Below are 20,325 nucleotides of genomic sequence, written 5' to 3' on the forward strand. Positions count from 1 at the left end.
CCCGGCCGAGGACAGCTCCGCTCGGAGTGAGCAGCGGGACGACGCGCCCTACATGGATGCGGACGGAACCTGGCACAACCTGCGGCCGATCGCGAAGCTGGCGTTGTCGGGGCCGGATCAGGAGCCTCGGCGGTACACGGATACGGCTCTGGGGCGGGGCTGGTTCGCCAGCAAGAATCCGGAGCCGGAGGACGCTGAGCCGACGCAGGCTGCGGACGGGCCGGTCGAGGACGGGCCGGTCGAGGACGAACCTGCGCACGCGGCACCGGCGCCGGCTGAGATGCGGGAAGGCGCGGCCCAACAGGATGCGGCGCAGCCGGACGATGCCCACCAAAGTGGTACAGAACAGGGCGAAGAGCAACAAAAACAGGCGGAGCAGGGTGAGGACGAGCCGCCGGCCGGGCCGGAGCTGGCGCCGCATCTGCCGCTGACGGCGGCGGATCTGTCCGCCATCCGGTGGCGGCTGGACGGGGCCACGCTGCGTGAGGTCGTGGATGACCGGGACGCGTTGCGGGCTCTCGGGGAGCGGCTCGACGGGCCGCTCGCGGATGAGGCCGACAACATCGTCAGGGCCGGGTTGCTGAGTGTGCGGGCGGAGGTCTACCGGCTGCTCGGTGAGCTCGGGATGGCCGCGGCGGCGAGCCGGCTGGCGCTGGCTCACGCGGAGTCGGCGCACGATCTGCAGTCGATGGTAATCGCGCAGGCGGAGCTGGCGCATGTGCTGCGGCTCCGCGGGGACTTCCTGGAGGCCGATCGGCTCTTCCAGCGGGCGGTCGATGCGGAGGTGTCTCCCGCGGTGCGTAGCGTGGTGCACGAGAACGCCGGGCGCAGCTGCTTCGACCAGGGGCGGCACATGGAGGCGCTGGACCACTTCGCGCGGGCGATCCGGCTGGGTTCGCCGGAGGACACCGACCTGGCGGAGCGGATCGGGGTCTGTCTCGAGTCGGTCTACATCCACGTGCTGCGCGACGGGTGGGGGCCGTATCCGCGGAAGGCCGCGGAGATCCTGGGGCTGCTCAGTGAGCGGGCCACCGACGAGGGTGAGCCGGGCGCTCTCGACGAGGCGACCGCCGAACAACCTGTGGTGCAGCCCCGGCAGCGGCTCAGTTGAGCGCGACCGCGTCGCCGGCCAGGACGCTGCGGCCCCGGCCGCCCGCCTTGGCCCGGTAGAGGGCGGCGTCAGCAACCCGCTGGAGATCCTCGGCGCCGGTCGCGTGGTCCGGGACGACCGCCACGCCGATGCTCAGGCGAGGCGGGCCGCACGGCAGGTCACGCGCTGCCTCGACGAGGGTGCGGGCCTGTTCGGCGTAGCGGATGGCCTCGTACGGCCCGGCGCGCAGCAGCACCGCGAACTCGTCGCCGCCGAGGCGGGCCACCAGGTGGTCGTTGCCGGAGGCGGAGTCGCGGAGGGCTTCGGCGACCGTTCGCAGCGCACGGTCGCCGGTGGCATGGCCCCAGGTGTCGTTGATGCTCTTGAAGTGGTCGACGTCGATCATGACGAGGGCCAGCGGGCGGCCGCCGTGCGCGGCTTCGTCGGCGGTGCCGGCCAGGCGGTCGTCGAAGGCGCGGCGGTTCGCGGCGCCGGTCAGCGCGTCCTGGGTGGCCTGGACCTCGAGGACGTCGCGGAGGCGGTCGTTGCGCTCGACCAGTGCGGCCACCACGAACGCGACCATCGACATGGCCACGGTGAGGGCGCTCCAGTCGTTGAAGGCGTGCAGGCCGTCCATGAACGAGAAGGCGAGCAGCGCGTGGCCGGCGGAGATGGCGGCGACCGTGGCGGAGATCATCACACGGCTGAGGAACGAGGCGGCGTAGAGCAGCGGCCACAGATAGAAGAGCTGGGCCCCGGTGCTGGTGTCCCGGGTGGCCAGGTTCAGGCCGGTCACCACGCCGGCGGACACGAACGGCACGGACAGCCAGAACAGCCGCGGCAGTTTCTCCGGTGTGCGCAGGCAGATCAGGCCGACCAGGAGGAAGGCGACGGAGACCACGCCGAGGGCGGCCAGTTCGACGACCGGATCGCCGAGCTTGAGCAGGACGCCGGTGACGAGGAGGTACACGGCGGCGACGAGCATCAGGTAGGCGACGGCACGGGCAGCGCCGTGCGGGTCGCGTATCCGGAGCCGCAACGTTCTTCTCCTCCTGGTTCGCCACACCTATTTCGGTACCGCGCGCGAACACCTGAGCGGTTGGGACTACTCGGTGCGCAGCGCGACCACCGGGTCGAGTCGTCCGGCCCGTTGCGCCGGTACCACGCCGAAGATGATGCCGACCGCCGCGGACACGCCGAAGGCGAGCGCCATCGACCACCACGTGAGTGCGGCCGGCACCGGGCTGAGCCGGTCCACCAGCAGCGCGGCTGTTCCGCCGAGCACCATGCCGAGTACTCCCCCGGTGGTGGTCAGCAAAACCGCTTCGAGCAGGAATTGCAGGCCTATGTCGCGGTGTCGCGCTCCGACCGCCTTGCGCAGGCCGATCTCCCTGGTGCGTTCGCGTACCGAGACGAGCATGATGTTGGAGACGCCGACGCCGCCGACGAGCAGGCTGATCCCGGCGATGGCGGCCAGGACCCCGGTCAGTACGCCCAGGATGTCGCCGAGCACCCCGAGGATCTGCTCCTGGGTGACCGCGCTGAAGTCGGTGTCCGGGTGGCGCTCGGTGAGGGTCGCGACCACGTCGGCGCCGAGACGGTCGATCTCGTCGCGGTCGGGCGCGCGGATGGCCAGCCCGTCGATGCGCTCGGTGCCGAGCAGGCGCTGCGCGGCGGTGACCGGTACGTGCACCTCCCCGTCCCGGTCCACCCCGAGGCTCTGCCCGAGCTTCTCGAACGTCCCGATCACCCGGAACCGGACACCACCGATGGTGATCTGCCGGCCGATCGGGTCCCGTTCGCCGAAGAGCGTGCCGGCCAGCCCCGCGCCGAGGACCGCGACGCGCCGGCCGGTGCTCACGTCGGTGCGGGTCAGGTACGCGCCCCGGTCCAGCCGCCGCACGAAGACGTCCGGTGTCGTCTCGAGCACCCCCTGCATGCTGGCGAAACCCGAGCGTGCTCCGGCACGTACCGTCTCTCCCGAACTGATCGTGACCGCGACGCGCGTCCGGTCGCCGACCACCCGCGTGACCGCGTCCACGTCGTCCAGCGTCAGCGGCGACGAAGTCGGCGCCGCGCCCGCGGTCAGGCGGCCGGGAACGACGATCAGCAGGTTGGAGCCGAGGCCCTCGACCTGCCGTTCGATCTGCTCCTTGGTGCCGGTGCCGATGGCGACGAGGGCGACCACCGCGGCCACCCCGATGACCACGCCGAGCATGGTGAGGATGCTGCGCAGCCGGTTGGCGCGCAGCGCGTCGAGGGCGACCCGCCAGGCTTCAGCGAATCTCACGATGCAGGCCTCATGACACGATCAAACCGTCCTTCATGACGATCTGACGGCGCGCCCGCGCCGCCACATCCTTGTCATGGGTGACCAGGACGACCGCGACACCGTCGGCGTTCAGGGACTCCAGCAGCGCGAGCACAGCCTGCCCGGTGGCCGAGTCCAGGTTCCCGGTGGGTTCGTCGGCGAGCAGCACCGACGGCCCGGTCACCAGGGCACGCGCGATCGCCACCCGCTGCTGCTCGCCACCGGAGAGCTGGTTGGGCCGGTGGTCCATGCGATGCGACAGCCCCACCCGTTCCAGCATCGCGGTGGCCCGCTCGCGGCGTTCGCGGCGGCCGGCCCCGCGGTACACCAGCGGCAGCCCGACGTTGTCCCGTGCCGTGGTCCGGGCGAGCAGGTGGAAGGACTGGAAGACGAATCCGATCGTGGTGTTGCGGAGTTCGGCGAGTTCGTTGGGGCTGAGCCGCGCCACGTCCCGGCCGCCGATCAGCAGTGTGCCGCCGGTCGGGCGGTCCAGCCCGCCGAGCAGGTGCATGAGCGTCGACTTGCCGGAACCCGAGGTGCCGACCACCGCCACGTAGTCGCCGGGCTCCACGGTGAGCGAGACGCCGCGCAGCGCGGGCACGGTGAGCCCGTCCAGGTCGTACGTCCTCGACACGCCGGTCGCGACGATCGCGGGGACGCTCATCGTGCCTCGGCGCCGGCCTCGACCCGGTCCGCGCCGCCGACGACGATCTGCTGCCCCGCGGCGACACCGGAGACCACCTGCACGGTGTCCTCGCCCTGTACGCCCAGGGTCACGCCGGCGGCCTGGTAGCGGCCGTCCCGGACCACCCAGACGGTGTCCTGGCCGCCCCTGCTGACCACGGCCGACGCCGGGACGGTGACCGCGTCCGCGGCCTGCCGCACGCTGAGCCGGATCACCGCGCTCATCCCGGGCCGGGGCCGGGGTGCCGCCTCACCGCTCTCCGGAAACGTGCCCTCACCCAGGTCGAGCCGCACCTTGTAGGAGATGCCGCCCCGGGCCGAGGTGGTCGGCAGCAGGTCGGCGGCGCGGACGGTGGCCGGATAGCTGGCGCCGGGTGCGGCGTCGAGTTCCACGGTCGCCTTCACGCCAGTCGATACAAGAAGAATGTCAGTCTCGTCCACTTCAGCGGCCAGCCCGAGATGACTGGTGTCGACAACGGTGACGACCGGGGTGCCCGCAGCGACGTAACCGCCCTCCGGAATTGCGGAGTCGACACCGCCTTGCGGTATTTGCCCGGAAGGAGCAGAGCCACCGAGCAGATCGGAGAGCGAGCCGGTGGACGTGGCGCCCGAGGAACCACCCAGCTGCACAACCCCGGCGACCGGCGCTCGAAGGGTCAGCGCGTCGACGGCCGCGTCGGCAAGCTCGTACGCTTGCTGTGCCTGAAGCCTTTGCGCCTCGGAGAGTGCGCCGACCGCCTGGCCGAGTGACGCCACGCCGCGTTGCACCGATCGCACCGCGGCTCCGGCAGCCGCGGACGCCGCCGCATATTGCACCCTGGCCGCGTCCAGCTGACGCCGCAGCGCCTCCTTGACCGCGGGGTCGGCGATCTGGTCGACCGCCTTCTGCGCCTCGTCGAACGCCTCGGTCGCCTGATCGTCGGTGCGCTGCCGGACCAGGGTGAAACCCTCCGCGCCGGGAGGCGCACCGCCACCGCCCGAGGGCGCCTGGTCGAGGGCCTCCTGCGCCGAGTCGCGGCGGCGCTCGAGCTCGGGAGAGTGGATGACCGCCAGCACGTCGCCCTTGGCGACCCTGTCACCGGGACCGACGAGGAGGTCGGTGAGCGTGCCGGAGGCGGGCGCTGTCATCGTCGCCGCGGTCCGGGCGGTCACCGAGCCGGGCGCCTCCACGATCTCGTCGACCGAGCCGACCGTCGCCGTGCCGAGGCGGACCCCGGAGTCCTCGTCGTCGCAGGAGGCCGCCGTCATGGGAAACAGCACCACGAGACCGGCGGCGACGATCGCGGTCCGGGAACGGGGGTGAGACACAGAGGTCACTCTATGCCGGTCGGAAACGAACAGGCCGCCCCCGCGTCGCGGGAGCGGCCTGTCACATCAGGTTCCGGGCCGGCGCCCGATGACCTTCACCGTCATGCCGATCTTGCCGATGCTGTAGTACTTCTTCGCATCCTGCGCGAGCAGGTTGACGCAACCGTGCGAACCCCGCCACTTGTCGTGGAGGTAGGTGGTGGTCTGGTGGAAACCGCGCCCGCCGATGAAGCGCTGCCAGTACGGCAGCCACACCTCGTACGGGTCGGACCACTCCTTCTTCGTCCGCTTGTTGATCTTGAAGGTGCCCGCCGGGGTCCGGTAACCCTTGTAACCGGTCCGCGTGACCGTCGGCTTGACCAGCACCTTGCCGTTCTTCATCACCCAGGTGGTCTGCAGCGTCAGGTTGACGCAGAAGGTGACGCCGCTCTTCTTCGCCTTGCAGGCCGCCGTCTTCGTCGACGCCAAACGCTTGGCGACGTCGTAGGTCGTCGGGCCCGCCAGGCCCTTGGCCGGCGAGATGCCGAACCGCTTCTGGAACTTCACGATCGCGGCGCAGTCGGCGGCGGACTGTTTGCCGTCGACCGTAACCGTCCCGTATCCGCCCAGTTGTTTGAGGTAACCCTCGACCTGCTTCTGGTACTTGCCGGTCGCGCACGACGCGGCAGCCGCCTTGGTGACCACGGTGGTGGCCACAGAGGCGGTCACCGGAGCACTGCGCACCGCGGCACCGGCGCCGGCCGGTGACAGCGCGAACGCCCCGAGACCGCCGCCCACCAACACCGACAACACGGCGCCGGTGAGCCGGGCGGTAACCCGTCTCACTGACAAATCACATCCTCCCCAGGAGTGGTGTCCGCACATCGAAGCACAGCGGCCCCACCTGTGACGTGGCGGGAAGGACGCTGACATGAAACTGGGATGCCATCGGCATCCCAGTCGTGTGCTTGAGGCGAAAACCGCTCCGGGGAGTCAGTTCATGATCAACGCGGCGTAGCGAAGTCCTGAACCCAGTACGGAGTGTCATCGTCGTCGAAGGCGAGCCCGACACCCATCTCGTCGAGGCGGCAGTCGAGGATGTTCTCCCGGTGCTCGGGGCTGTTCATCCAGTCGGTCACCACCTCGTAGGGGGTGTTCTGGCCACGGGCGATGTTCTCGCCGTAGCGCTTCCAGTCGTAACCGGCCCGCGCGACCCGGCTGCCGGCCCGGTCACCGCGCGGGTCCTCGTGGTCGAAGTAGCCGCGCCGGGCCATGTCCGCCGCGTGCCGGTTGGCCGCGTCGATCAGCCGCCGGTCCACCGCGATCGTGCCGCAGCCGTGGTCGCGGCGGTTGCGGTTGACCAGGGCCAGGACCTGCTGCTGCACCGGCGCGGCGGGGCTGGCGGAGATCGAGGCCGTGGTGACCGCGGTGCGGGCGGCGGCGAGGGGGTCGGCCGCCGGGGCAGCGACGGCGGCGGGCCGCGCGAAGCCGGGTGCCTGCCGGACCCGCAGTTGTGGCTCCGCACGCGGCCGGGGCTTCTCCACGACCACGGGCGGCGGCGTCGTGGGCTCTTCCGACGGGGTCCTGACGATCCTTGGCCGTTGAGCAACCGGCTCCGGAATCTCCGGGAACGGGCCGAGGAGGTCCTCTTCCCCCTCATAATAGGAGAAGTCGACTATTTCGGAAGAGCTCGGCGTCTCCTGCGCGAGCGCGTTGGCGGCGACACCACCCGCGGCAAGCGCCGCGGCAGCCGCACAGAGCACAACCAGAGGTTTCCGCATACCCGGTCTTTCCCGTCGATCCACGCGCCGCGGCCCTTCCACGGCGCTCTCGTCAGTTGACCAACGGTGCGGATCCGGGCCGGTCACTTCGCCGCCGGGCCGCGTTCGGTCACCCTTTTCCAGAAAAACCTTCATGGGTACGCGCTGAGCTGCGCCGATTCGACGTGGAGCGAGACACACGCGTCGCACAATCGCACCGCGAACCGCGTTTCTTCCCCCGACCGGGGTAACCCGCTCAGGCCCTCTCTGCGGTCCTGGCGGCGGTCCCCGCGGCATGTTCCCCATCGCTACGGTTTCGCGGTGCGTAATCGATACCTGGACCTGCTTCGTGCCGCCGCCATCGTCCGGGTGATCGTCTATCACCTCTTCGGCTGGCCCTGGCTGTCGATCGTGTTCCCGGCCATGGGTGTCATGTTCGCGCTCGCCGGTTCGCTGACGGCGGCATCGCTGAGCAGGCGCGCGGCGGGTCAGGTGGTCACCTCCCGGCTGCGCCGCGTCCTGCCACCGCTCTGGCTGCTCGGCGTCCTCGCGGTACCCGCGATGATCGGCCTGGGCTGGGCCCGCGAACAGGACGGCACGCACCCGTTCACGCCGTGGCAGCTGGTCTTCTGGGTCCTGCCGCTGAGCGATCCGCCGGGCAGCGAGACGGGCATCGACGCCTGGGAGCCGCTCTGGTACATCCGGGCGTACGTCTGGTTCGTCCTGCTCTCCCCCGTGCTCTGGTTCCTGTACCGGCGGATGGCCGGGGCCGGCTGGCTGCTGGTCATCGCGCCGATCGGGGCGATCGTGCTGCTCGACAAGACCGGCTTCGAGCTGCCGGAGACCGCCGACGTGGTCCTCTGGGACCTGGTCACGTACGGCGCTTGCTGGATCGCCGGGTTCACCCACCGCGACGGCAGGCTGGGCCGGCTCAGCCCCGGCGCCGTGCTCGCCATCGCCGCCGCGCTCGGCGGGCTGGCGCTGTACTGGCAGCGCGGCCATCAGGGCGCGGATCCCTGGGACCTGAACGACGTCTCCGAGTCGCAGGCGCTCTGGTCGCTCGCGTTCGTGCTGGTGGTGCTCCGCTTCCAGCCGGACATGGCCTGGCTTTCCCGGTTCCGGCTGCTGGACCGGGCGGTCACCCTGCTCAACGCCCGCGCGGTCACCGTCTACCTGTGGCACAACCTGGCCATCGCCGCGCTCTGGCCGGTGCTCACCTACCTGGCCCTCGACGACCTGGGCCGCGCAGAGATGCCGGTGACGCTCGCGGTCACGTTCGTCCTGACCGGTGTCGCGGTCGTGCTCTTCGGCTGGGCCGAGGACCTGGCCGCCAACCGCCGCCCCCGGCTCTGGCCGTCCACCGGGGCACCCGCCCGGCCCGTGCGGGACGCACCGGCACCGGCCGGGCCGGTGCCGGCCGGCTGGCCGGAGGTCGCCCGGGACGGCTCGCCGGTCAACCCGGTCTTCACCGCGCACGTTCCGGACCAGGGCTCCCCCGAGGACGCGAGGACGGCGTCGTTCGCCCCCGCCGACATGCCGGTGGCCGGCCGCCCCGCACCCGGCCACCCGAGCCGTGGCGCGCGGGCCGGCGACGCCCGCCCGCCCGGGCAGCACCGGCCACCGCACCACCCCGACACGACGGCGCCGACCCGCTTCCCCGGTCCCCGAGACCACTCCTGAGCAGGCTGGTTCCGGCGCGCGGAGGGCGGCCGCGCGCCGGAACCGGCCGAGTGGGGCCGCACTGCCTCGCAGTTGAGCGAAGCTCGCATATGCCCGAAAGATCCTGGCTAGCCTGAGCCCGTGAGCGAGCAGTTCGACCAGCTGGTGGCTCCGGCGACCGGCGCCGGAGTCGTCGCTCTGGTCTTCCGGGCCGGGCCGCTGTACTGCGCGCTGCCGCTCGACGAGATCGTCGAGACCATGCGGCCGCTGCGGACCCGCCCGCTCGCCGGAACGCCGCCCTACGTGCGCGGGCTGACCATCATGCGCGGCGCGCCGGCGCCGGTGATCGACGTGGCCCGGCTGCTCACCGGGGTGGAGGGCGAGATCGCGCGGTACGTCGCGGTGCAGGCCGGACCCGGGCTGGTGGCCTGCGCGACCGGGCCCGTACTGGGCGTGCAGAAGATCCGGGTGGCGCCGCCGGAGGGACCCGCCGCGCTGTTCACCGGGGTGTCGAAGGCGCTGATCGCGGCGGTCGGCACGGTCGGCACCGATCCCCTGCTGCTGTTGCGCAGCGTCGGCGCGGTGCCGGACGAGGTGTGGGAAGCGGCCGGCGAGGTGGCCGCGTGATCACCGGCCCGGTGCTGAGCCGGTTCCGTGAGGTGCTGCAACGACGGCTGGGCTGGACGTTCGCCGACGCCGACGCCGGGCACACCGCGACCGTGCTGTCCGAGCGGGCCGCCGCACACGGCCTGGCCGTGCGCGACTACCTGGACCGCCTGAACGGCCGGCGCTGGGCCGCCGAGACAGCGGAGCTGGCCGAGGCGCTGAGCATCACCGAGACCTACTTCTTCCGGCACGGCGAGCAGTTCCGGGTGCTGCGCGAGAGCGCGCTGCCGGAGCGGATCGCCGCGCGGGGCGGGCAACGCGTCCTGCGGCTGCTGTCGGTGGGCTGCTCGTCGGGCGAGGAGGCGTACTCGCTGGCGATCGAGGCGTACCGGGCGCGGCCGTCGGCGGACTGGATCGTGTCGGTGGTCGGTGTGGACGCGAACCGGCGGATGCTGCAGCGCGCGGCGTCCGCCACCTACTCGGAGTGGTCGCTGCGGGAGACCCCGGACGAGACGCGGCGCCGATGGTTCCGGCGGGTGGGCGACGACTACCGGGTGGACGAGGACGTCATGGCCACGGTCCGGTTCGCCGAGCACAACGTCGCCGTGGACGACCCGCAGCTGTGGCAGGCCGGCCGGTACGACGTGATCTTCTGCCGAAACCTGCTGATGTACCTGACCCCGGACGTGGCGTCCGGGCTGATCAGGCGGATGACCGGTGCCCTGGCACCGGGCGGGTACCTGTTCCTCGGCCACACCGACTCACTCGGCAGCGAGCCGGAGGGCCTGGAGCGGCGGCACCTCGGCGGCACCGTGTACTACCAGCGGCGGGAGAATCGGGTCTCGCCGCCGCCCCGGCCGGCGCCTCGGCACGCCCCGGCGATCCGGCACGCGCCGCCCCCGGAACCGGTCGACGCGGAGATCCGCCACCGCGCGATCGGCCTGATGCGCGACGACCGGTTCGCCGAGGCCCTCGACCTGCTGCTGACCCGCGACCCGGCGGGCACCCGCGACCTGCTGCTGCGCGGGGTGCTGCTGACACAGGTCGGGCGCCTCGCCGAGGCGCGTGACACCGTGCACCGGCTGATCGACGCCGGCGGGCCGCACCCGGACGCGCACCACCTGCTCGGCGTCTGCCACGAACTGGACTGCGCGGAGCAGGCCGCCGGGCAGTACCGGCTGGCGGCGTATCTGGACCCGGACTTCGCGATGCCCCGGCTGCGGATGGGACTGCTGGCGCGGCGCCGGGGTGACGACCGGGGCGCGGCGTCGCATCTGGAGCCGGCGCTGCGGCTGCTGGCGTACGAGGACGACGAACGGATCACGCTGTTCGGGGGCGGGTTCGGGCGGCTGGCGCTGACCACACTGTGCCGTACCGAACTGGAGGCCTGCGGGGTGCGGCGGTGACCGGGCCGATATCGACCGCGCAGTCGGTCGCCGATCGGGTGGCCGGGCTGCGCACCGACTTCGACACGTCGTTCGCCGAGCCGGCCCGGACGCTGGACGGCGAGACCGTGGAGCTGCTCGCGATCGGTGCCGGCGGGCGCCCGTACGCTCTCCGCCTCGACCAGGCCTCCGGCGTCCACCCGGACCGGCCGGTGACCGCGCTGCCCACCACCCTGCGCGCGCTGCTCGGGGTGGCCGGGTTCGCCGGTGCCGTGGTGCCCGTCTACGACCTGGCCGCGCTGCTCGGTCACGCCGTCACGCAGCAGCCCCGCTGGCTGGTCCTGACCGCCGGTACGCCCTCGCTGGCGCTCGCCTTCCACGAGCTCGACCACCACCTGCGGGTCCCGGTGTCCGACGTGATCGACGACGGCGGGCGGAAGGGGTACCTGCGCGGTGTGGTGCGCCTGCCCGACGGCAACCGGCCGATCATCGACGTGCCGGCCACCCGTGCCCTGGTCCACCAGCTGGCCGGTCACCCGTACCCGCAGGAGGAGTCCCGATGATGGGTGGACGCACGTATGGCAGCAAGCTGGCGGCCGGTGTCACCGCGACCGTCGCTCTCACCCTCCTCTCCGTGGTCACGTCGGTGGCCGGGCTGATCATCGTGGTGAACGCCAAGGACTCGGCGATCACGGCGGCGTCCCAGGATCTCGTCCGGGTGGAACGGGCCGGACGGGTCCTGGAGGCCCGCCTCGCCGACTTCCGCGGCTACCTCGTCTACGGCACCGCGGAGTACGCCGAGCGGACCGCCGCCGAACGGACTCAGCTGCGCAGCGAATTCAGTACGCTGCGGTCCTCGCTGAGCAGCGGCGCCGCGAACCTGCTCACCGAGGTGGAGGCGGCCGAGGAGCGGTGGGCCGGCGCGGTGGAGCAGGTCATGGCCCGGCGCGCGTCGCAGGACACCAACGTGGACGCGGCGCAGCTCAACGAGGAGATCGCCGTGCCGCTGCGCGAGGCCCTGGAGACGTCGCTCGCCAAGCTGACCACCCAGGTGCAGGCCGACGTGGCGAGCGCGCGGAAGAAATCCTCGCAGCGGGCCGCCCAGGCCATCGGCCTCATCATCGGGCTCGGCGTGATCACGGTGATCAGCGCGATCGTGGTGGCCTGGCGGCTGAGCACCAACCTGCGCCGCGAGGTCGGCGCCGCGGTCGGGCACATCCAGAGCTCGTCGGCGCAGCTGGAGGCGGCCGCCTCGCAGCAGGTCACCGGCGGCCGTGACCAGGCCAGCGCGATGAGCGAGATCACCACGACGATCAGCGAGCTGCTGATCACGTCCCGGCAGATCGCCGACTCGGCGCAGCGGGTGTCGAAGATCGCCGAGGAGACCGAGGCGGCGGCCCGCTCCGGTGACGCGACCATCGACCAGACCCGTGCGTCGATGGCGGCCATCCGCGCCCAGGTGGACCAGATCGTGCAGCACATGCTGGCGCTCGGCGAGAAGTCGCAGCAGATCGGCCTGGTCGTCGACCTGGTCTCGGAGCTGGCCGAGCAGACCAACATCCTGGCCATCAACGCCACCATCGAGGCCAGTGGCGCCGGCGAGTGGGGACGCCGGTTCGCCGTGGTGGCCGAGGAGATCCGCAAGCTGGCCGACCGTACCGCCGCGTCGGCCAAGGAGATCCGCGCGCTGATCGAGGACGTCCGCGGCGCGGTGAACACCACGGTGATGGCCACCGAGATCGGGGCGAAGGCGGTCGACGCCGGTGCGCGGCAGTTCGACGACGCCACCAACTCGTTCCGGGAGATCGTGCAGCTCGTGTCCACCACCAACGACGCCACCCGGGAGATCGAGCTCTCCACCAAGCAGCAGACCACCGCGGTGGAGCAGGTGAACGTGGCCGCCTCGGACACCGCACGGGTGTCGCGGGAGACCGAGGCGAGCGCGGTGCAGACCAAGCAGACCGCGACACACCTCTCGACGCTCTCCGGCGACCTGCTGGAGCTGGTCGGCACCGGACGGCGCTGATGGCCGAGGGCCGAGATCCGCTCCGCTACTTCCGCGTCGAGGCCCGGGAACTGATCGACCAGATCAGCGCGGGCGTCCTCGACCTGGACCAGCGGCCCGGGCCGGAGCCGGTGGCACGACTGCTGCGTGCCGCGCACACCCTCAAGGGCGCCGCCCGGGTGGTCCGGCAGAAGGAGATCGCCGATCGGGCGCACGCGTTCGAGGAGATCCTGGTACCGCACCGGACCCAGACCGCGGCGCTGGCCGCCGAGGACATGCGGGAGCTGCTGCGGCTCAACGACGAGATCGCGGAGCAGGTGGCCGAGCTGGAGCAGCCGGCACCCGCCCCTGCGGAGGCGCCCGCCCCCGCCGGGCCCGCGGCACCCGAGCCGGCCGCCGAGCACGTGGAGCACGTGGAGGCGGCGGCGCACGTCGTGGTGCAGGCCCGCAGCGCCACCGCCGACCTGGACGACCTGCTGGACGCGATCGGTGAGGCGAACGCCCGGATGGCGCCGCTGCGGACCGGCTGCGAGACCATCGAACGGCTGCGCCGCAGCGCCGAGAACCTCGCCGACCAGCTGCGGGTGGGCCGGGCCGCACCGGCCGTCGCCACCCGGGCCGGCGCCGAGCGGCTCGCCGGGGAGCTCGGCTCGGCCGGCCGCCAGTTCACCGACGCCGTGGACCAGATCGAGCGCGAGCTGGAGGACGTCCGGGCCAAGGCGGAGGGGCTGCGGCTGATCCCGGCCGGGAACATCTTCACGGCCCTGCGCCGTGGGGTCCGCGACGCGGCCGACGCCGAGGGCAAGCGGGTGCGGTTCGAGTCGTACGGCGGTGGCGTCCGGATGGGCGCCCACCTGCTCGGCCCGGTCAGCGGCGCGTTCCTGCACGTGGTGCGCAACGCGGTGGTGCACGGCATCGAGTCCGAGCAGGAGCGGCTGGCCGCGCGCAAACCGGCCGAGGGCACCGTCGCCGTGGAGGTCGAACGGCACGGCCGGTACGCGATCTTCCGGTGTGCCGACGACGGCCGCGGCTTCGACCTGGAGGCGCTGCGGCGCACCGCCGAGGCGTGCGGCCTGATCCAGCCGGGTGCCCGCCCGCCGGACGCGCAGGAGCTGCTGGACCTCGTGCTGCACGGCGGGATCAGCACGTCCGAGCAGGTGACCGAGGTGTCCGGGCGCGGCATCGGCATGGACGCCGTCCGCGAGGTGGCGGCACAGCTGCACGGCGAGGTGGCGGTGCGAAGCACTCCCGGCACCGGCACCACGGTGGAGCTGACGATCCCCCTCGCGCTGCTGGCCATGACCGGCCTGACGGTCGAGGCCGGCGGTGCCGTGGCCACCGTCCCGCTCGACGCGGTCCGCGGCTGCCTGCGGCTCGCCCCGGAGGAGGCTGCCGCCGCCGCGTCCACCGGCCGGCTCGTGTACGACGGCAGCGCCGCACCGTTCATCCCGCTGGCCGAGGTGCTGCACACGGGTGGCGCGGTCCCGGACTCGCCGGGACCTGGCGCGGTCGTCGTGGTCGCCGCCCGCACCGGCACGGTGGCGGTCGGCGTGAACCGGCTCGCCGGTACGTCCGCGCTCGTCGCCCGGCCGCTGCCCGACCTGGCCCCGGCGAGCCCGGTGATCGGCAGCGTCGCGGTCGACGCGGACGGCAACCCGCGACTCGTGCTGGACCCGGACGGTCTGGTCGACGAGGTGCTGCGCCGGCATCTCGCGGGTGCTCGCGCGGAGCGCACGCAGGCGGCGGCCCCGCTGCCGATCCTGGTCGTGGACGACTCGCTGACCACCCGGATGCTGGAGCGCAGCATCCTGGAGTCGGCCGGGTTCGAGGTGGACCTGGCCGCGTCCGGCGAGGAGGCCCTGGAGAAGGCCCGCACCCGCCGGTACGGCCTGTTCCTCACCGACATCGACATGCCCGGCATCGACGGGTTCACGCTGGTCGAGCGGACCCGCGCCGACCCGGAGCTGGCCTGCGTCCCGGCCATCCTGGTCAGCTCCCGCGCCACCGCGGCCGACCGGGACCGCGGCCGGGCGGTGGGCGCGGCGGCGTACGTGATCAAGGGCGAGTTCGACCAGGAGGCGCTGCTCGACCAGATCCGCCGGCTGGTGGTGCGGTCATGACCCGGGTACTGATCGTCGAGGACTCCGCGACCATGCGCGGGCACCTGCGGGAGGCGCTCGCCCCCGACCCGCAGCTGGAGGTCATCGGCGAGGCCGCGGACGGAGAGCGTGCCGTGGAGATGACCGCCCGCCTGCGCCCCGACGTGATCACGATGGACATGATGCTACCCGGGATCAGTGGGCTGGCCGCCACCGAGCAGATCATGGCCGAGTACCCGACGCCGATCCTGGTCGTCTCCTCGGCGGACCGGCAGGAGCTGTTCAGCACGTACAACGCGCTCGCGGCGGGCGCGGTGGACGTGATGGAGAAGCCCCGCGGCGACGACTCCGACGTGGACTGGTCGCAGCGGCTGCGGACGGCGCTGCGGATGGTCGCCCGGATCCGGGTCATCACCCATCCGCGGGCCCGCCTGGACCGCCGGGGCGAGCCGCCCCGGGCGTCGTATCCGCCGGCGGCGCAGCGCCCGGTCGACGACTCCCTCGCCGTGGTCGCGGTCGGCGCGTCCACCGGCGGGCCGGCCGCCCTCACCGAGCTGCTGACGATGCTGCCGCCGAACTTCCGCACACCGGTGCTCTGCGTGCAGCACATCGCGGCCAGCGAGCAGTTCGCGGTGGCCTTCTCCGACTGGCTGGCCGGGCAGACCGGCCGCAACGTGCGGTACGCCACCGAGGGCACCCCGGTCGGCCGGGCCGCCGGGCAGATCCTGCTCGCGCCGCCGGACCGGCACCTCTACGTCCAGGACCACCTGCTGCGGCTCAGCTCCGGCCCGCCGCGGCACTCCTGCCGGCCGGCGGTGGACGTGCTGTTCGAGTCGGTGGCCGTCGAGTTCGGAGCCGCCGCGGCCGGCTGCCTGCTCACCGGAATGGGCCGCGACGGCGCGTCCGGGCTGCTCCAGATGCGCAGCCGGGGGGCGATCACGTTCGCCCAGGACGAGGCGAGCTGCACGGTCTACGGCATGCCACGGGAGGCGGTGATGCTCGGCGCCGCCGTGCACGTCATGGCACCCGGCCGGATCGCCGCCCGGCTGGCCGGGCTCAAGCCCGCGGGGGTACGCCGATGACCCCTACCGTGCTGATCGTGGACGACAGTCTGACCGTCCGGATGGACCTGAACGACGCGTTCTCCGACGACGGCTTCCAGACGATCCTCTGTGCCACCGGGGCCGAGGCCCGCAAGGCGTTCGCCACCGCGGTGTTCGACGCGGCCGTGCTGGACGTGATGCTGCCCGACGCGGACGGCCTGGAGCTGCTCACCGAGTTGCGGCACCTGCCCGGCCGCGAGGAGGTGGTGACCATGCTGCTGTCCAGCGAGAGCGAGGTCGCCGACCGGCTGGCCGGGCTGCGGATCGGCGCCGACGAGTACGTGGGCAAGCCGTACGACTCGGGGTACGTGGTCGCGCGCACCCGCCAGCTGCTCGGCGAGACCGACGGCAAGGGCGCCGACCGGGCCACGACCGTGCTGGTCATCGACGACAGCACCACCTTCCGCGAGCGGCTGCGCGACCTGCTCGAACCGGAGGGCTACGCGGTGCTGACCGCGGCCAGCGGCGAGGAGGGGCTGCGCATGGCGGCCGACCGGCGGCCGAACGCGGTGATCGTGGACGGGGTGATGCCCGGCATCGACGGCGCCACGGTGATCCGCCGGGTGCGGCTGGACCCGGCGCTGAGGGACACGCCCTGCATCCTGATGACCGCGGCCGACGACTACGCCACCGAGATGCAGATGCTGGAGGCGGGCGCCGACGCGTTCGTCCGCAAGCAGCAGGACCTCGCGGTGGTGCTCGCGAAGCTGGCCGCGGTGCTGCGGCAGAGCGCGGAGCAGCTGCCGATCGAGGTGATCGGCAGCCTGCACGGCCCCGGCAAGGTGCTCACCGTCAGCCCGTGCCGCGAGGAGCTGGAGCTGTGGGCGGAGGCGCTGCGCGGCGACGGGTACGACATCGTCCGCGCCACCGGCGTCGAGGACTCGCTCGACCTGCTCGCGGCCCAGCCGGTCGACTGCATCGTGCTGGGGCTCGACGACGACGTGGACCAGGCACGGGAGTCGTGCCGCCGCCTGCGCGAGGTGCCGGGTGTCGGCGAGCTGCCGCTGGTGATGACCGGTGACGAGTCGCGGATGCTGGACTGCCTGGCGGCCGGTGCCGACGACTACGTCCGTGAGACCGATGTGCCGGAGGGGCTGCTCGTGCACGTACGGGCGCAGATCCGCCGCAAGCAGACGCACGACGAGTCACGCCGGATCCGCGAGGAGCTGATGCGCCGTGAGCTGGACGCCGCCGAGGAGCGCGCCGCACGGCAGCTGGCCGAGACCCGCGCCGCCCTGGTCGAGGAGCTGGAGTGGCGCAACCGGGAGCTGGAGGCGTTCTCCGGGTCGGTCTCGCACGATCTGCGCGGCCCGCTGCAGGTGATCAGCAGCTTCGCCGAGCACATGCTCGGCGAGGAGGACGGCGAGCCGCTCGGGGAGATGACCCGGCACCGGCTGACCCGGGTGCAGGCGGCCGCCATGCGGATGGCCGATCTCGTGGAGTCGCTGCTGATCCTGGCCCGCGCCAGCCGCGGCGAGCTGCGCCGCGCCCGGTTCGACCTGTCCGCGACGGCCCGGTCGGTGGTCGCCGAGGTGTCCGCCCGGGAACCGGACCGGCGGGTGGACTTCATCGTGCTGGACGGCATGACCGCCGACGCCGACGAGGGCCTGGTCCGGGTGATCCTGGAGAACCTGATCAACAACGCGGTGAAGTTCAGCCGCAAGGTCGAGCACCCGGTGGTCGAGGTCGGCGTCGCGGATCAGGGTTACTACGTCCGCGACAACGGCGCCGGATTCCCCGCCGAGCAGGCCGGTCAGCTGTTCCGCCCGTTCGCCCGGCTGCACGACGCGCGGGACTTCCCCGGCACCGGGATCGGCCTTACCACGGTGCACCGGGCGATCGAGCGGCACGGCGGGGAGATCCGAGCGGAGGGCGGCGAGGGCCGCGGTGCGACGTTCTGGTTCACACTGCCGCCGGCCGGGGAGCACAACGGCCCGGAGCGGCGAGGCACGCCCCGCCGCTGAAGGATGATCAATCATTTGACGTACGCGAGACCGTCCGAGATGACCGTCGGGCGTCCCGACGTCCCGAGCACGACGATCGCGACCGTGTGCTTGCCGTACCCGAGGGTGCGGGTCCACACCGCCTGCCGGTGCGCGTTCCTGGACGCCTTGAGGTCGATCGTGTTGACCTTCTTGCCGTCCAGGTAGATCGCCACCTTGCCGGACTTGGTGGTGCGCGAGAAGATCAGCGACGCCGAGCGACCGGTGAACTTCCAGGTCAGCTTGCGGTTCTTGGCGGTGGCCGAGAGCGCCTTGCCACCCAGGTAACCGCTGCCGGTCTTCTTGGTCCACGACCCGGTCTTCGTCGCCGCGCTCTCCGCGGACAGCACCACGGTACGGGTGAGCGAGGTGGCGCGGGCGTTGCCTGCCACGTCCTTGGCGGTCACCGTGTAGACGGTGGCGCCCGGCCGTACCGTGGTCGCCCAGCTCTTCGCGGTTGCGGCGGCCGACCCGGCACGCGGCCGGCTGATCGTGTAACCGGCCAGCTTCGCGTTGTCGGTGGCGGAGAACCCGAAGGTCACCGGCACCGCCGTGGCGTTGACCGTGCCGGTGCGCAGGACCACCGACGAGGCCGTGTTGTAACCGGGCGGCGTCACGTCACCCCAGATGGTGGCGGTGACCCGGGCCGTGCTGCCGGAGGTGTGCACCGCGCGGACCGCCACGGTGTGCCGTCCCGGCGCGAGGGTCACGGCCACCGTCCGGGCGGTTCCGGGCAGCGTGGTGACGGTCGCGCCGTCGACCTGGACCTCGAACTGGGCCACCTTCTCCGAGGCGGTGCTCATCGACCAGGTGAGCTGGGCGCGGTTCTTGACGTACCAGGCGCCGGCCGAGTAGCCGCCGCCGGTCACCGACTGCAGCGTCATCCCGGTGACCATCTCCTGGGAGACGGTGCGGATCGCGGCGAGGCGGGAGTAGAGGTTCGCACCCGGGCAGGCGGTCGCGTCGGCGTCGCGGTGCCCGGAGACCCGCGGCAGCGTGACGCTCTGTCCCGCCTTGAACTTGCCGTTGGCGACGCCCGCGGTCACCGTGACGCTGCTGGTCGGGTTGTAGTTGTACTTACCCAGCCGGGCCGCCGCGACCTGCGCGATCATCGTCTCGACGGCCGTGTTGCTCTTCGCCGACTCGAAGTTGCCGATCACCGAGATGGCCGCGTAGTTGGTGTTGAAGCCCTGGGTGTGCGCGCCGATGACCGGGTTCTCCACGCCGCCCCAGCGCCCCTCGAAGAGCCGCCCGCATTTGTCCAGCAGGTAGTTGTAGCCGATGTCGGACCAGCCGTTGCTCTTCACGTGGTACGAGTAGATGCTCCGCACGATCGCCGCCGACTCCGAGCAGTCGTAGTCGTTCGTGGTCGCGGTGTGGTGCACCCAGAGCAGCTTGACCTCGTTGGCGATCTCGATGTTGCCGCGGATCCGCTCGTCCGCGCCCCACGAGTACCGCGTGAAGTACGCCGGGAACTGCGCCTTCACCGGCACCGTCGAGGTGGGCACCGGGGTGACCGTGGTCGGTGCGGTGGTGGGCGCCGTCGTGGTCGGTGCCGTGGTCGGCGCGGTCGTGGTCGGCGCCGTGGTCGGTGCCGTCGTCGTCGGGTCCGTGGTGGCCGGCGTGGTGGCGGCCGGGGTCGTCCCGGTCGGCTCCGGTTCGGTGGTCTCGGTCGGGGCCGGGTCCGTGGTGGTCGCGGCCGGGTCCGGCACGGTGGCGCTCGGGTCCGGCTCGCCGCCACCCGTGCCGCCCCCGGTACCGCCGCCCTTTGTCTCCTCGACCGGCTCGCCGCTCTCCGCGCCCGGGTCGATCAGGTCGAGGCGCAGGCCGGACGGGAGCGCGGCGCCGGAGCCGGCGATACGCGCGGCCACACCGTCCGACGGGCCAACCCAGAGCGGCTCGGTGCCGCCGCGCCGCTTGTCGGCGGCCGCCTCGGCGCCGTCCGGGCCGATGTCCGACTTCTCCAGGGCCTGCCAGCCGGACCACTCACCGGTGGCGACGCTGCGGGTGCGGACCTCGACGGTGCCCTTCGGGGCGTCCTTCGGGTCGGCCCAGGTGAGGCCGAGCAGGCTGAACTTCTTGGTGTCACGCTGCGGCAGGTCGGCGCTGCCGCCGGTGCCGGCGATGTCGACCGTGTGCAGCTCGGTCTCGATCCGCGGTGGTTCCGCGTTCGGGTCCGGCGGCAGAACGGTGATCCCGCTCGCCGCCGAACCCGTGTCCGAACCGGACGACAGGGTCAGCGCCGCGACCCCGCCTCCGGCTGCGAGCACCGCCACCGCTGTACCGATGCCGATCGCCCAGCGCCTCTGCATTCCGTTCCCCCGTGTCGATCGAAGATCTTGCGGGCGTGAACG

General features: G+C 72.5%; 16 protein-coding genes. 9 read left to right on the plus strand and 7 right to left on the minus strand.

The window, feature by feature from the left end; translation table 11 throughout:
- Nucleotides 1-52 precede the first annotated feature (52 nt).
- Nucleotides 53-1,111, plus strand: coding sequence for a tetratricopeptide repeat protein (locus tag AB0M02_RS29625; RefSeq protein ID WP_364232604.1), 1,059 nt, complete (start codon nucleotides 53-55; stop codon nucleotides 1,109-1,111).
- Here AB0M02_RS29625 and AB0M02_RS29630 read toward each other — a convergent pair.
- The 6 genes from AB0M02_RS29630 to AB0M02_RS29655 form a co-directional block, all read right to left on the minus strand.
- The gene (locus tag AB0M02_RS29630; RefSeq protein WP_364232606.1) at nucleotides 1,104-2,129 is read right to left on the minus strand and encodes a GGDEF domain-containing protein; all 1,026 of its coding nucleotides are present in this window, start codon (nucleotides 2,127-2,129) and stop codon (nucleotides 1,104-1,106) included. The two genes, AB0M02_RS29625 and AB0M02_RS29630, sit on opposite strands and share 8 nt — an antisense overlap.
- A gap of 66 nt (nucleotides 2,130-2,195) precedes the next feature.
- On the minus strand, nucleotides 2,196-3,380 hold the full coding sequence (locus AB0M02_RS29635; RefSeq protein WP_364232608.1) for an ABC transporter permease: 1,185 nt from the start codon (nucleotides 3,378-3,380) through the stop codon (nucleotides 2,196-2,198).
- Nucleotides 3,381-3,390: 10 nt separating this feature from the next.
- Entirely contained in the window at nucleotides 3,391-4,065 is a 675-nt protein-coding gene (locus AB0M02_RS29640; RefSeq protein WP_364232610.1) for an ABC transporter ATP-binding protein, read from the minus strand.
- Nucleotides 4,062-5,393, minus strand: a complete 1,332-nt coding sequence (locus AB0M02_RS29645) for an HlyD family efflux transporter periplasmic adaptor subunit (RefSeq protein WP_364232612.1) — start codon at nucleotides 5,391-5,393, stop codon at nucleotides 4,062-4,064. Before AB0M02_RS29645 ends, AB0M02_RS29640 begins: the two co-directional genes overlap by 4 nt.
- A 66-nt stretch (nucleotides 5,394-5,459) precedes the next feature.
- Complete coding sequence (locus AB0M02_RS29650) at nucleotides 5,460-6,182, minus strand: L,D-transpeptidase family protein (protein ID WP_364232758.1); 723 nt, start codon at nucleotides 6,180-6,182, stop codon at nucleotides 5,460-5,462.
- A gap of 194 nt (nucleotides 6,183-6,376) precedes the next feature.
- Nucleotides 6,377-7,153, minus strand: a complete 777-nt coding sequence (locus tag AB0M02_RS29655) for a CAP domain-containing protein (RefSeq protein ID WP_364232614.1) — start codon at nucleotides 7,151-7,153, stop codon at nucleotides 6,377-6,379.
- A gap of 300 nt (nucleotides 7,154-7,453) precedes the next feature.
- Here AB0M02_RS29655 and AB0M02_RS29660 point away from each other — a divergent pair, with 300 nt between their 5' ends.
- The 8 genes from AB0M02_RS29660 (at nucleotide 7,454) to AB0M02_RS29695 (ending at nucleotide 17,953) form a co-directional block, all read left to right on the plus strand.
- Complete coding sequence (locus tag AB0M02_RS29660) at nucleotides 7,454-8,812, plus strand: acyltransferase (RefSeq protein WP_364232617.1); 1,359 nt, start codon at nucleotides 7,454-7,456, stop codon at nucleotides 8,810-8,812.
- A gap of 120 nt (nucleotides 8,813-8,932) precedes the next feature.
- Nucleotides 8,933-9,418 (plus strand): chemotaxis protein CheW, encoded by a 486-nt coding sequence (locus AB0M02_RS29665; protein WP_364232618.1) that lies wholly within the window; start codon nucleotides 8,933-8,935, stop codon nucleotides 9,416-9,418.
- On the plus strand, nucleotides 9,415-10,803 hold the full coding sequence (locus AB0M02_RS29670) for a CheR family methyltransferase (RefSeq protein ID WP_364232621.1): 1,389 nt from the start codon (nucleotides 9,415-9,417) through the stop codon (nucleotides 10,801-10,803). The genes AB0M02_RS29665 and AB0M02_RS29670 overlap by 4 nt, the downstream gene beginning before the upstream one ends.
- Nucleotides 10,800-11,345 carry a chemotaxis protein CheW gene (locus tag AB0M02_RS29675; protein WP_364232622.1) on the plus strand — a complete coding sequence of 182 codons (546 nt, stop codon included), beginning with the start codon at nucleotides 10,800-10,802 and terminating at the stop codon, nucleotides 11,343-11,345. The genes AB0M02_RS29670 and AB0M02_RS29675 overlap by 4 nt, the downstream gene beginning before the upstream one ends.
- A complete protein-coding gene (locus AB0M02_RS29680; protein WP_364232625.1) occupies nucleotides 11,342-12,808 on the plus strand; it encodes a methyl-accepting chemotaxis protein in 1,467 nt (488 codons plus the stop codon). Before AB0M02_RS29675 ends, AB0M02_RS29680 begins: the two co-directional genes overlap by 4 nt.
- A complete protein-coding gene (locus AB0M02_RS29685; protein WP_364232626.1) occupies nucleotides 12,808-14,907 on the plus strand; it encodes a response regulator in 2,100 nt (699 codons plus the stop codon). The genes AB0M02_RS29680 and AB0M02_RS29685 overlap by 1 nt, the downstream gene beginning before the upstream one ends.
- Nucleotides 14,904-15,968 carry a chemotaxis-specific protein-glutamate methyltransferase CheB gene (gene cheB / locus AB0M02_RS29690; protein WP_364232628.1) on the plus strand — a complete coding sequence of 355 codons (1,065 nt, stop codon included), beginning with the start codon at nucleotides 14,904-14,906 and terminating at the stop codon, nucleotides 15,966-15,968. The genes AB0M02_RS29685 and cheB overlap by 4 nt, the downstream gene beginning before the upstream one ends.
- A complete protein-coding gene (locus AB0M02_RS29695) occupies nucleotides 15,965-17,953 on the plus strand; it encodes a response regulator (protein WP_364232629.1) in 1,989 nt (662 codons plus the stop codon). The genes cheB and AB0M02_RS29695 overlap by 4 nt, the downstream gene beginning before the upstream one ends.
- 11 nt (nucleotides 17,954-17,964) lie before the next feature.
- Here AB0M02_RS29695 and AB0M02_RS29700 read toward each other — a convergent pair whose 3' ends face one another.
- Entirely contained in the window at nucleotides 17,965-20,283 is a 2,319-nt protein-coding gene (locus tag AB0M02_RS29700; RefSeq protein ID WP_364232630.1) for an N-acetylmuramoyl-L-alanine amidase, read from the minus strand.
- Nucleotides 20,284-20,325: the final 42 nt, after the last annotated feature.

The organism is Actinoplanes sp. NPDC051861 (assembly GCF_040681145.1).
GTDB lineage: Bacteria > Actinomycetota > Actinomycetes > Mycobacteriales > Micromonosporaceae > Actinoplanes.

Excerpts from the sequence above, each read along its gene's own strand:
- AB0M02_RS29625 (WP_364232604.1), top strand. The coding sequence starts at position 53 with ATGGATGCGGACGGAACCTGGCACAACCTGCGGCCGATCGCGAAGCTG.
- AB0M02_RS29640 (WP_364232610.1), bottom strand. The coding sequence starts at position 4,065 with ATGAGCGTCCCCGCGATCGTCGCGACCGGCGTGTCGAGGACGTACGAC.
- AB0M02_RS29655 (WP_364232614.1), bottom strand. The coding sequence starts at position 7,153 with ATGCGGAAACCTCTGGTTGTGCTCTGTGCGGCTGCCGCGGCGCTTGCC.
- AB0M02_RS29680 (WP_364232625.1), top strand. The coding sequence starts at position 11,342 with ATGATGGGTGGACGCACGTATGGCAGCAAGCTGGCGGCCGGTGTCACC.
- AB0M02_RS29685 (WP_364232626.1), top strand. The coding sequence starts at position 12,808 with ATGGCCGAGGGCCGAGATCCGCTCCGCTACTTCCGCGTCGAGGCCCGG.
- cheB (WP_364232628.1), top strand. The coding sequence starts at position 14,904 with ATGACCCGGGTACTGATCGTCGAGGACTCCGCGACCATGCGCGGGCAC.
- AB0M02_RS29695 (WP_364232629.1), top strand. The coding sequence starts at position 15,965 with ATGACCCCTACCGTGCTGATCGTGGACGACAGTCTGACCGTCCGGATG.
- AB0M02_RS29700 (WP_364232630.1), bottom strand. The coding sequence starts at position 20,283 with ATGCAGAGGCGCTGGGCGATCGGCATCGGTACAGCGGTGGCGGTGCTC.